This is a genomic window from Nonomuraea sp. KM90 (assembly GCF_052246675.1).
Lineage (GTDB): Bacteria > Actinomycetota > Actinomycetes > Streptosporangiales > Streptosporangiaceae > Nonomuraea.
The window spans coordinates 404,563-416,769 of sequence record NZ_JBQQCB010000001.1 but is presented as its reverse complement, the minus strand read 5'-3'; the positions used below and the strand labels follow the sequence as shown (position 1 = coordinate 416,769).

Below are 12,207 nucleotides of genomic sequence, written 5' to 3'. Positions count from 1 at the left end.
GGGAATTCGGGGAAGTAGCATGTGGGCGAGGGCGAGACTCCCGATACTGAGCAGGTGACCGCAATGGCGACGATCGAACCGACAGGGCACGCCGCCTACGCCAGAGAGCGCAGTGCGCCGTTCAACGTCGATGACCTGCTCGAGATCCCGGATGACGGGTTCCGTTACGAGCTCTTCAACGGGAGCCTAGTAGTGAGCCCTGCCCCCACCCCCCTGCACCAGGACGTGATCTTCGCTCTGCAGATGATCCTGCACGAAGCGAAGCCCCCGCACCTGAAGGTGCTGTCCACAGTCAACGTGCGTGCGAGCGACAACGACTTCTACATCCCCGACCTCGTGGTCGTCCCGAAAGTTGCGGCGAGGTCCGCGAAACTCATGTTCCGGCCGGATGACGTGCTGCTGGCCGTGGAGGTCGTCAGTCCGAGCACCAAGGCCACCGACAGAAAGCTGAAGAGCGAGGCCTACGCGGCGGCGGGCATCCCCGCCTACTGGCGCGTCGAGCCCGACCAGGGTCCGACGCTCTACGTCTACGAGCTCGACGGCGATGCCTATACGGAACCCACCGCCTACAGGTCCGGAACCACGGCCACCCTGTCGGAGCCCTACCCCGTCAGCTTCGATCCCGCCGAGCTGATCGACCTCGACTGAACCACACCGTAGTCGTCCGCCGCGCCTCGCGCCGTCACGCGCCCGGCGTCCAGGTCGGCGGCGACCGCCTCCCGGTCCCGTTCCTCCGGCGGACCCAGCCCGCCCCCTCCCGTCGTCTCGACGATGAACGCCTCCCCGGCCGCGAACCGCACGTTGTTCACCTTGGACGCCAGCCGCTCCACCGTCCCGTCCAGCCGCCGCCGGTAGAACCCGCCCAGCCGTCCCGGCAGCCCGCCCTCCCGTCCCGGAGGGGCCAGCCGGAGCCGGTCGCCCCGGGTGGTGACGTGGCAGTCCGCCAGGAACCGGTACACCGTCCGCGAGCCCAGCCCGCCCCGGTGCCGTCCCGGCCCGCCCGAGTCCGGGATCGTCTCGATGGACTCCACGATCATCGGGCAGCGGCTCTCCACCGGCTCTACCTGCGGCACCGAGTTGCGGCCGATCCCGAAGTGCACGCCCGTCGCGTCCGGCCCGTCCAGGCCCCGGCGGGCGCCCACGCCGCCGAAGTCGTACGACAGGTGGATCCAGTACGGCGCCCCGACCGCCGCGATCGAGAACGGCTGCAGGATCCCGCTGGCCGCGATGGCCCGTTCGGGCACCGCGTCCGACATGGCCTGGAAGACGGCCTCCATGGCGGCGTAGATGGGGACGTACCGGCCGCCGCACGGGTAGGGGGAGCGGGCGTTCAGCAGGGAGCCCTCGGGCAGGTGCACGTCGATGGCCCGCAGGCAGCCGTCGTTCATGGGGATGGTGGGGTCGAGGAAGCAGCGGATCGCGAAGACGGCGGCGGCCAGGGACTGCGAGGCCGAGGCGTTGACGGCCGCCGGGACCTGCGGGTCGGTGCCCGCGAAGTCGAGCTCGGCCCGGTCGCCGAGCGTGACGGCCACCCGGATGTAGTGGGATTTTTCGGGGTTGATGCCGTCGTCGTCGATCGGGTACGCCGCCTCGAACCGGCCCCGCGGCAGCTCCTCCAGGGCCGCGCGGGTCCTGGCTTCCGTGTAGTCAAGGTAGTCGTCGACGCCCTCGGCCAGGCCGCGCTCGCCGTACTCGGCGATCAGCGACTCCAGCCGGGCGGCGGCCACCGCCGTCCCGGCCACGAGCGCCCGCACGTCGCCCATGACCTTGTCCGGGGTGCGGCTGTTGGCCTTCAGGATCGCCTCGACGGCCGGGTCGAGGCCCTGGCTCGTGGCCAGGCGCACCGGGGGGAGCTGGAGGCCCTCCAGGAAGATGTCCGTGGCCAGCGGCGCCATGCCGCCGGCCGAGAGGCCGCCCAGGTCGGAGACGTGGATCATGGTGGCGGTGAAGTACGCCGGGCTCCCGCCGACGAAGACGGGGCGGTAGACGAGCAGGTCGTTGGTGTGCACGCCGCCGCGGTAGGCGTCGTTGAGCGCGTACACGTCGCCGGGGCGCATCGTGTCCGGGGGATGGTCCTCGAGCAGCTCGGGAAGGGCGATCTTGAGCGCCATGCTGTTCATGAGCGTGGTGGCCATGGAGTGGGCGATCAGGCGCCCCCGCGCGTCGAGCACGGCGGCCGAGGCGTCGGAGCCCTCGACGATGAACGTCGAGTACGCCGAGCGCACCACCACGATGCTGGCCTCCTCCGCCGCCACGACCAGCGCGTTCCTGAGCACCTCGGCGGTCAGCGGATCGGTCATGCCCCGCTCCTGGTGAGGTGCACGGCGCGGGTGGCGGCCAGGGCGGCGCTCCAGCCGGGCGGCACCACGATCGTGGACTCGTCGTCCTCGACGACGGCCGGCCCCCGGAGCTCCCCGCGCAGGGTGTCCCTGGTGTGGACGGGCACCTCGGTGTGGCCCCCGCACTCCGGGAAGTACGCCGTCCGCGCCCCGGGCTCCCCCCGCCGGTGCGGAGGCGGTCCGGTAGCGGGTGGCGCGTTCTCCTCGGCCGGGCCCTCCTCGGCTGGGCCCTCCTCAGCGGGGGTGGTCACGCGGACGCGGTAGCTCACGAGCTCGACCTCCCCTCGCTGGGTGATCCCGTAGACCTCCGCGTACCTGCGGAAGAAGCGGGACTCCAGCGTGTCCCGGTCGCCGGCCCAGTCCACGGTCAGATCGTGGGACTGCCCCTTGAACCGCACGTCCACGGAGCGCAGCACCCGCACGCCCGGCGACGTGAGCGAGACGCCCAGGTCGGCGGCCGCCTCCGCGGCCAGGGAGCCGAAGACGGCCGGGGGGTCCGGCTCGTCCAGGCGCGACAGGACGCGGTCCGTCGACAGCGCCCCCGCCAGCAGCCCGGCCGCCGAGGCCACCCCGCAGTACGCCGGGACCACCACCGTCCCGATCCCGAACCGCTCCGCCACCCGCGCCGCGTGCATCGGCCCGGCGCCGCCGAAGGCCACCAGGGCGAAGCCGCGCGGGTCGATCCCGCGCTGCACCGTCACCACGTGCACCGCCGAGGCCATGGAGGCGCTGACGATCTCGTGCACGGCGTACGCGGCCTCCTCCCTGGACACCCCGAGCGGCCCCGCCAGCCGGTCCAGCGCCTTGTCCGCCAGCGCGGGCGACAGCGGGATCGACGCCGAGGACAGGTAGCCGAGCACGAGGTTCGCGTCCGTGACGGTCGGCTCGGAGCCGCCCAGGCCGTAGCACGCGGGCCCGGGGGAGGAGCCGGCCGAGTGCGGGCCGACGCGCAGCGCGCCCGCCGGGTCGAGCCAGGCCACGCTGCCCCCGCCCGCGCCCACCTCCGCCAGGTCGATGGCCGGGGTCTTGATCGGCACGCCGGTGCCCGCCCGCCGCCCGCCGAAGCTGCCCTTGCCGCCGACGTGGAACTCGTGCGTGATCTCGGGCCGGCCGCCGCGCACCACGCACGTCTTGGCCGTGGTCCCGCCCATGTCGAACGAGATCGCCTCCGCGAACCCGGCCCCGGCCGCCGCCAGCACCCCCGCGGCCGGGCCCGACTCGATCGTGGCCACCGCCCGCCGGGCGGCCAGCTCGGCGGAGATCACCCCGCCGCTGGACTCCATGACGTGGATGGGCGCGCGGATCCCGAGCTCGGCCAGCCGCTCCCGCAGCCGCGTGAGGTAGGAGGCCATCAAGGGGCCGACGTAGGCGGAGATGATCGTGGTGGTGGCGCGCTCGTACTCGCGGATCTCCGGCCAGATCTCCGACGAGACCACCACGTTGGGGATCGACGCGCGCAGGATCGCCGCCGCCTGCCGTTCGTGGGCGGGGTTGGCGTAGGAGTGCAGGAGGCAGACCGCCGCCGACTCGATGCCGCGGGCGGCGATCTCGGCGGCGGCGCGGCGTACCGAACCGGGGTCCAGCGGGGTCAGCACGTCGCCGCGGGCCGAGATCCGCTCCACCACCTCGAAGCAGTCACCCGGGGCGACCGGGGGAGGGGGCGGGGTGAAGCGGAGGTCGTAGCGGTCCTCTTCGACGCGGGCGTAGCGGCCCAGCGGGAGGGCGGCGCGAAAGCCCTGTGTCGTGACATAGGCGACACGTACGCCTTTGCGTTCGAGCACCGCGTTGGTGGCCAGCGTCGTGGCGTGCACCACCCGCGTGACCTGCGACGGGTCGCGGTCGCCGAGCGCGCGCGTAACGCCGGTGACGATCCCCGCGATGGGGTCGTAGTGGGTGCTCAGACATTTGGCTACGGACAGCGCGCCCGACGTGCCCCGAACGACCACGTCGGTGAAGGTACCGCCGACATCGACGCCGATCGTGTAACCCATTCAGGTACGTTATGTCCCCGAGCAAGCGCTTGTCTACGAAGTGGTCTATTGACTTACGGCAGGTGATTGGGACGCTGGTCCTAGTCCTGCGTTTGGAGCGGAGATGGCGCGCCTCATAGCTCTTGCCGGTGGCGTCGCGGTGGCACTGGCGCTCGCCGCGATGCCGGTCGCGGCGCACGAGCACCCGAGCGGGATCACCGACCTGGTGAGCCCGGCCCTGGTGCGCGTGGAAGCCGTGTCCCACGTGGAGATCACCCTGCTCGACCACGTCGGCGAGCTCCAGCATGTGGAGCGGTCCGACGACATCCCGTTCGGCCAGGGCACCGGGACCGTCGTCAGCCCCGACGGCACGATCGTCGCGCTCAGGCGCCTGGCGGTGAACCCCGACGACGTGGCCGTCTACGCGGCCAACAAGATCTTCGCCGAGCACCACGACGTCAAGATCCCGGCCGACTACGAGAAGCACAAGCTCTCCGACGACGTGCTCAACCGCCACCTGCAGGCGTGCTACCCGCCCAAGTCGGCCACCGCCACCTGCATCATCGAGGTCACCACCGAGATCACGGCCTTCCCCAACGTGTCACCGGCCAGCGCGGAGGGCTTCAAGGTCAAGTGCATCAAGGCCGGTCCCGACCCCGACAGCCCGGCGGTGCTGGTGCCGGTGACCCCCGTCGCGGGCGGCGTCGGCATGCCGACCGCACCGCTCGCCGACAAGGTGCCCGACCAGGAGGGCGCGCCCACCAACGTGGCGGGCTTCCTGGGCCGGCCGGGCCCGACCGTCGCGCACACGGTCGCGATCGCCCACCTGTCCAAGGGCGGCGCCGCGGGCGAGAGCGGCAGGCCGTTCGCCGACCCCGAGAAGAAGGTGGACGAGCCGGTCAAGCTGGGCGGCCTGGCGGACAAGGGCCTGGTCGGCGCGCCGGTGATCGGCGACAAGGACGGCCACGTGATCGGCCTGCTGGTCGGAGGCGGCAAGGACGGCAAGATGATCGGGGTCAGGGAGATCACCGGCATCCTGGCCGCCGCCAAGGTGGTGCCGCGCAGGGGCGCGATCGACACGGCTTTCGAGGCCGCGCTGACCCGCTATCACACCAAGTACTACACCGAGGCCGCACCCGGCTTCCAGCGCGTGCTGGAGCTCTACCCGGGCAACGTGGTGGCCGCCGCGCTGCTGAAGACCTCGCTGGCCAAGCGGGGCGGCCCGGAGGACCAGGGCACCAGGAAGGCGGCGAGCCGGCCATCGGGGTCCACGCCGCTGTGGCCGTTCATCCTGGCGGCCGGGATACTTTTCATAGCCGCCGCGGGTGGAGCGTATTTGTTGTGGCGTCGCCGCACTCCTGAGAAACCGACAGAACTGCCGCAACCGCTGGCGGCGGGTCCATCGTTCGACGACGGGGCCAACCAGACCGTCGCCGTACGCCGGTCCCAGCCGTTCCAAGTGGTCCCGCAGCAGCAGCAGGTGATGACCGCGCCGGACCCGGGAGTCAAATACTGCACCTCGTGCGGGATGAGGCTCGGACCGGCGCACCGCTTCTGCGGCTACTGCGGCCACCCCATCGAGACGTGATGCCATTGAACGAAAGATCGCTCATCGGCCAGGAGGTGGCCGGGTACTACATCGAGGACATCGTCGGCAAGGGCGGCATGGCCGTCGTCTACCTGGCACTCGACCCGAGGTTGAGCCGCCGGGTGGCGCTGAAGATCCTCAACCCGGTGCTCAGCGTCGACGACCGGTTCAGGCAGCGGTTCATCCTGGAGTCCAGGACGGTCGCCAGCATCGAGCACCCCAACATCATCCCGATCTACGAGGCGAACGCCGACGCCGACGGCGTCCTGTACATCGCCATGCGCTACGTCGACGGCCTCGACCTGCGCCGGCTCATCTACGACCGCGGCCCGCTGCCGCTCGGCCAGGCGAACCAGATCTTCGCCCAGGTGGCCGCCGCGCTCGACGCCGCCCACGCGCACGACCTGATCCACCGCGACGTCAAGCCGGCCAACATCCTGCTGGCCGGGGACCACGTCTACCTGACCGACTTCGGCATCACCAAGCACCGCTCGTCCATCTCGGGGCTGACGCAGACCGACCAGTTCATCGGCACGCCCCGGTACATGTCGCCCGAGCAGATCAACAAGGAGCACATCGACGGCCGCTGCGACCAGTACGCGCTGGCCTGCGTCGTCTACGAGGCGCTGTCGGCGCGGCTGCCGTTCCAGCGCGAGAACGACATCGCGCTGCTCTGGGCCCACCTGGCCGAGCAGCCCACGCCGCTGTCGCAGCTGCGGCCCGAGCTGCCGGCCGAGATCGACGCCGTGATGATGCGGGCGCTGGCCAAGTCGCCCGACCAGCGCTACGCGACGTGCACCGAGTTCGTGACCGCGCTGCGCGACGCGATCAGCGCCCCGCAGCACGACCCGTACGCCGGGCCCGGCTCGGGTCCGCACCTGGTGCCCCGTCCGAGCCAGAGCCCGCACTCCGGGCCCTACCCCGTCCAGCGTTCGGGCCCCCGTGCCGTGCCCTCCTCCGGCCCGGGTTCAGGGCCGCACTCCCTGCCGGGGCCGGGCTCCGGCCCCCACTCCCTGCCCCAGCCGCCCCCGCAGGTCGCCTCCCCGTTCGGGCGGCCTCCGGCCGCCGCCGGGGTGTCCGGGCAGCCGACGCGGGCGTCCGTGGGCAAGGGGCGGCCGGGCCGGGTCCCGATCGTGGCCGTCACGCTGGTGGCCGCCGTCGCGGCGCTCGCGCTGGTCGCGTTCGTCATCATGAACAACCGCGGCGAGACCTGGGCCGACTACAAGACCAGCGCCGCCGCGCCGCTCACGTTCGAGTATCCGGGCGACTGGACGGTACGCACCCACCAGGACCTCTTCGCGGTGGCCTCGCCGCACGCCGCCGAGTTCGAGGAGCTGTTCGTGGCCGGCCCGGGTGCCGACTGGTCGAAGATCAAGGAGGTCACCGACGGCGACCCCGACAGCGTCGCCGGCGTGTACGTCCAGGTCTCCGACACCCTCGACGCCAGCGGCACCTCCGAGCTGATGAAGCCCAAGATGGAGGCCCTGCTGCCAGGCCAGGTGGATCTCGGCAAACCCGTGCAGGACCAGGCGGGCAACAGCCCCGCCACCCGCTTCGACGGCACCCTGCACGACCCCGCCAGCGGCACCCGGCTCGCCTTCGTGAGCTACGTCATCGACCGCGAGCCCAAGACCATGCTGATCATGTACTTCTGCGCCAAGGCCACCTGCGACGACGCCACCCAGGCGAGGATCAGGCAGAGCGTCCGCCTGTCCTGACTTGGAACTCACTTGTGTCCGGCTTGGCCACGGGGGACGGGCGGTGTTCAAGGCGGGCACCCGGCGTCTACCCTCCGGCGTGTGGGCATTCGTATAGTCATCGCGGACGATCAGGCGATGGTCAGGGCCGGGTTGCGCATGGTCGTCGAGAGCGACCCGGGCATGGAGGTCGTCGGCGAGGCGGCCGACGGGCGCGAGGCCGTCGCCGTGGCCCGGCGCACCCGGCCGGACATCGTCCTCATGGACATCTCGATGCCCCGGCTCGACGGGCTGGCGGCGGCCAGGGAGCTGCTCGACAGCCCGTCGCCGCCCAAGGTCATCACGCTGACCACGTTCGACACCGACGAGAACCTCTACGCCGCCCTGCGCGCCGGCACCAGCGGGTTCCTGCTGAAGGTGTCGCCGCCGGAGCAGCTCATCGAGGCGATCAGGGTCGTGCACGCCGGCGACGCGCTGCTCGACCCGGCCGTGACGAGCCGCGTGATAGCCACGTTCGCCGGGCGGGCCGAGCCGCGGCCGGCGCCCGCGCTGGCCGAGCTGACGCCGCGCGAGCTGGAGGTGCTGCGGCTGCTGGCGCGCGGCCTCACCAACGCGGAGATCGCCAGGGATCTGTACGTGGGCGAGGCCACGGTCAAGACGCACGTGGCCCGGGTGCTGATGAAGCTGTCGCTGCGCGACCGGGCGCAGGCCGTGGTGTTCGCGTACGAGAGCGGGGTCGTGCGGCCCGGCGCCTGACCGTCTCGCCATTCGGGAGGGATTGGCGATGCATGCCTGACCTGTGTGTATATTTTTCGGCATAAGGCGGTAGATACAGGAGATATTTCATGCGAGCGTTTCCCCGAGTGCTGTTCGACGAGGCCCACAGCGAGTCGTGGACCGTCCGGCGTGAGGTGGCCGAGGCCATCAACCCCGCCCACCCCGACGACAACAGCTACGCCCGAGCGGCCGGGCTGCTGCGACACCTGGGGCACACGGTCACCGCCCACACGGCCGGCGCGCTCGACGCCGCCGCCCTGGCGGAGCGGGACGTGCTGGTGATCGCGCACCCGTCGGGGGAGCGCTGGGAGCGGACCACCGGGCAGGGCAGCCCCGTCTTCACCGCCGCCGAGCTGGACGCCATCGAGTCCTTCGTGGCCTCCGGCGGCGGGCTGGTGGTGCTGGCCGAGGAGGAGCAGGACAAGTACGGCAACAACCTCGACGAGCTGCTCGCCCGGTTCGGGGTGCGCGTCGTGCACGGCACCGTACGCGACCCGAAGCACGCCCACCGGGGCGTGGCCACCTGGGTGCTGGGGGAACGTGCCACGAACTCCGGGCTGCTGGCCGGGGTCCGGACGGCCTGCTTCTACCGAGCCGGCACCCTGGCTGCCGAGGGGGCTGCTGAGGGGGCCGCCGAAGGGGCGAGCGTGCTGTTCAGCACCTCGGCGGCGGCCGACCCGGCGGGCGCGCCGCTGGCCCTGGCGGTCCGGTACGGCCGCGGGCGCGTGGTGGTGTTCGCCGACTCCGACCTGTTCGGCGACGACTCCATCGAGGACCACGACCACCGCCGGCTCTGGGAGAACGTGATCACCTGGGCCGCCCGCGTCCCCGGCGACGAGCGGGCCGGCGCGGCCCGCGACGAGGCGAAGGCGAGGTTGTTCGCCCGGCTCAAGGCGGCCGTGGAGGAGCTCAGGCCGCTCCAGGTCAAGGACGGCTCGGTGCCGGAGGGCAAGGAGCGGGGCAAGGAGCTGGTGGCGGAGATCGGGGCCCGCGTGGCCGAGATCGCGCCGTACTTCCCGCATGACGCCGCCTACCTCCAGGCCGTCCGCGAGGACCTCGCCACGTGGGCCGAGCAGGACCTCGGCGTGCCCGACTTCCTCGGCTCGCTCGACCGCTTCCACCCCGACACCCAGCGCCAGGACGGCCTGGAGCACGTCGTGGTGTTCCCCATGTACACGCAGAACGGCAACCCGAACCGCAACCTCGAAGCGGTCTGGATCCGGACGATCTGGCCGGACTGGCTGGCGGAGCTGGAGGCGGGCGGCTACGACAACCCGATGTTCGTGCCGATCGCGTTCGAGGACTTCACCTCCGGCTACGACACGCACTCGGCCGTGCTGTTCCCCGAGACGGTCGCCGTGCGGCAGGCGCCCGCGCGGTTCACCTGGGGCGGGATCTTCGCCGACCGAGAGGCTGCCCGGTTCAGGCGGGTCTCCAGGGCCGCCACCGAGACGCTCAAGCTGGACCTGCCGCCCGACGCCGACCGGCTGCTGGAGTCGCAGCAGCTCGCGCAGGACACGTTCGTGCTGTGGGACCTGGTGCACGACCGCACGCACAGCCACGGCGACCTGCCGTTCGACCCGTTCATGATCAAGCAGCGGATGCCGTACTGGCTGTACTCGCTGGAGGAGCTGCGCTGCGACCTGACCGCGTTCGGTGAGGCCGTGAAGCTGGCGGAGCGGGGAGTGCCGCACGCCCGCTACGTCCAGCACGCGATCCTGTTCGACCGGCTGTTCAGGTTCCCGATCACCGGGGAGCGGGTGCGGAACTACGACGGGCTCGGCGGGCAGCTGCTGTTCGCCTACCTGCACCGCAACGACATCGTGCGGTGGACGGACAACCGGCTCGCGATCGACTGGGAGCGGGTGGCCGACGGGGTGGCGGACCTGCGGGGGGAGGTCGAGAAGCTGTATCGCGACAGCATCGACCGGTCCAAGCTGGCGCACTGGCTGGCGGCGTACGAGCTGGTGAGCGCGTACGTGGCGCCGCATCCGGCCTCGACCTGGGCCAAGGGGATCCAGGCGCTGCCGGAGGAGCAGAAGGCCAAGGTGGACGCGGTGCTGCCGGACGAGTTCCCCCTGAGCATGTTCTACGAGGCGCTGCGCCGTAAGCTGGCCGATGTGGTCGAATCGACTAAGGGACTCCGAGCATGATCATTGTGGTTACCGGGGCCGGAGGGCCCACGGGTGAGGCTGTTTCCGGATATTTCCGGAAAAATGGTCATACTGTGATCGAGGTCGGCAAGCAGCACGTGGACCTGCTCGACCGCGCCGCCGTACAAGCTCTCGCCGACGGCGTCGAGGGCGAGCACGGCCGCGTGGACGGCGTGGTGCACCTGGTCGGCGGCTGGCGCGGGTCCTCCTCGTTCGCCGAGACCAGCCTCGACGACTGGGACCTCCTGCACGACCTGCTGATCCGCACCCTGCAGAACGTGTCGCTGGCCTTCGAGCCGCTGCTGCGCCGCAGCGACGACGGCCGCTTCGTGATCGTCTCGGCCAAGGCGGCCGAGCGCCCGAGCGCCGGTGGCGCCGTCTACGCGGCGGCCAAGGCGGCGGCGGAGGCGTGGACGCTCGCGCTGGCCGACGCGCTGAGGGGCACCCACAGCGCGGCGACCATCCTCGTCGTCAAGGCCCTGGTGAACGACGCCATGCGGGCCGCCAGCCCCGGCGCGAAGTTCTCCGGCTTCACCGACGTCAACGACCTGGCGGCGGCCATCGGCGGCCTCTACGACCGCCCGGCCGCAGAGATCAACGGCACCAGATTGGACCTCACTTCTTGATCCCCCGGCACGACCCCCGGCTCAAGTCCTTCGCCAGCGACAACTACGCCGGGGTACACCCCGAGATCCTCGAGGCCATCGCCTCGGCCAACGGCGGACACCAGATCTCCTACGGCGACGACGTCTACACCGACGCCCTTCAGGACGTCTTCAAGCGGCACTTCGGCGAGCGCGCCCAGGCGTGGCCGGTGTTCAACGGCACCGCCGCCAACGTCGTCTCCCTGCGCGCCATGACCGCGCAGTGGGAGGCGGTCATCTGCGCGGAGAGCGCCCACATCAACACCGACGAGGGCGGCGCGCCCGAGGTGGCCGGCGGCATCAAGCTGCTGACCGTGCCCACCCCGGACGGCAAGCTCACACCCGAGCTGATCGACCGGCAGGCGTGGGGCTTCGGCGACGTGCACCGGGCCCAGCCGAAGGTGGTGTCGATCTCGAACACCACCGAGTGGGGCACCCTCTACACGCCCGCCGAGATCGCCGAGATCTGCGCGCACGCCCACGACCTGGGCCTGCTCGTCCACCTCGACGGCTCCCGCCTGACCAACGCCGCCGCCGCGCTGGACGTGCCGATGCGCGCGCTGACCACCGACGCGGGCGTGGACGTGCTCTCCTTCGGCGGCACGAAGATCGGCCTGCTGTACGGCGAGGCCGTCGTCGTGCTCAACCCCGAGGCGGCCACCGGCGTCGACTACCTGCGCAAGACGTTCATGCAGCTGTCGTCGAAGATGCGGTTCGTGTCGGTGCAGTTCGAGGCGCTGCTGTCGGGCGACCTGTGGCTGCGCAACGCCCGGCGGGCCAACACCATGGGACAGCGGCTGGCCGAGGCGGTCGGCGGCATCCCCGGGGTCGAGCTGGCCCGGACGGTCGAGGCCAACGCCGTGTTCGCCGTCCTGCCGAAGGACGTCGCCGAGCGGCTGCGCAAGCGGTTCAGGTTCTACACCTGGAACGAGGCCACCGGGGAGGTGCGGTGGATGTGCGCGTTCGACACGACCGAGGAGGACGTGGACGCCTTCGCCGCCGCCCTGGCCGAGGAGATGGCCGCCGCGGGCCGCTGACG

The 12,207-nt window shown here is 71.6% G+C and carries 9 protein-coding genes; 7 read left to right on the top strand and 2 right to left on the bottom strand.

The window, feature by feature from the left end; genetic code table 11:
- Positions 1-63: 63 nt before the first annotated feature.
- Positions 64-648 (top strand): Uma2 family endonuclease, encoded by a 585-nt coding sequence (locus ACTWPW_RS02295; protein ID WP_375109014.1) that lies wholly within the window; start codon positions 64-66, stop codon positions 646-648.
- Here the strand turns inward: ACTWPW_RS02295 and ACTWPW_RS02290 are convergent.
- Together ACTWPW_RS02290 and ACTWPW_RS02285 are read right to left on the bottom strand one after the other, a co-directional pair.
- On the bottom strand, positions 603-2,300 hold the full coding sequence (locus ACTWPW_RS02290; RefSeq protein WP_443167814.1) for a hydantoinase B/oxoprolinase family protein: 1,698 nt from the start codon (positions 2,298-2,300) through the stop codon (positions 603-605). The genes ACTWPW_RS02295 and ACTWPW_RS02290 overlap by 46 nt on opposite strands.
- Positions 2,297-4,330, bottom strand: coding sequence for a hydantoinase/oxoprolinase family protein (locus ACTWPW_RS02285; protein ID WP_443167813.1), 2,034 nt, complete (start codon positions 4,328-4,330; stop codon positions 2,297-2,299). The genes ACTWPW_RS02290 and ACTWPW_RS02285 overlap by 4 nt, the downstream gene beginning before the upstream one ends.
- Before the next feature lie 103 nt (positions 4,331-4,433).
- On the opposite strand from ACTWPW_RS02285, the gene ACTWPW_RS02280 reads away from it, so the two are divergent.
- From ACTWPW_RS02280 to ACTWPW_RS02255, 6 genes are all read left to right on the top strand, one after another.
- Positions 4,434-5,897, top strand: coding sequence for a zinc ribbon domain-containing protein (locus ACTWPW_RS02280; protein WP_443167812.1), 1,464 nt, complete (start codon positions 4,434-4,436; stop codon positions 5,895-5,897).
- Complete coding sequence (locus ACTWPW_RS02275; protein ID WP_443167811.1) at positions 5,897-7,615, top strand: serine/threonine protein kinase; 1,719 nt, start codon at positions 5,897-5,899, stop codon at positions 7,613-7,615. Before ACTWPW_RS02280 ends, ACTWPW_RS02275 begins: the two co-directional genes overlap by 1 nt.
- A gap of 81 nt (positions 7,616-7,696) precedes the next feature.
- Positions 7,697-8,350, top strand: coding sequence for a response regulator (locus ACTWPW_RS02270; RefSeq protein ID WP_375109019.1), 654 nt, complete (start codon positions 7,697-7,699; stop codon positions 8,348-8,350).
- 89 nt (positions 8,351-8,439) lie between these two features.
- Positions 8,440-10,524 carry a DUF6421 family protein gene (locus ACTWPW_RS02265; protein WP_443167810.1) on the top strand — a complete coding sequence of 695 codons (2,085 nt, stop codon included), beginning with the start codon at positions 8,440-8,442 and terminating at the stop codon, positions 10,522-10,524.
- Positions 10,521-11,150 carry an SDR family NAD(P)-dependent oxidoreductase gene (locus tag ACTWPW_RS02260; protein WP_443167809.1) on the top strand — a complete coding sequence of 210 codons (630 nt, stop codon included), beginning with the start codon at positions 10,521-10,523 and terminating at the stop codon, positions 11,148-11,150. Before ACTWPW_RS02265 ends, ACTWPW_RS02260 begins: the two co-directional genes overlap by 4 nt.
- On the top strand, positions 11,147-12,205 hold the full coding sequence (locus tag ACTWPW_RS02255; RefSeq protein WP_443167808.1) for a threonine aldolase family protein: 1,059 nt from the start codon (positions 11,147-11,149) through the stop codon (positions 12,203-12,205). Before ACTWPW_RS02260 ends, ACTWPW_RS02255 begins: the two co-directional genes overlap by 4 nt.
- Positions 12,206-12,207 lie beyond the last annotated feature (2 nt).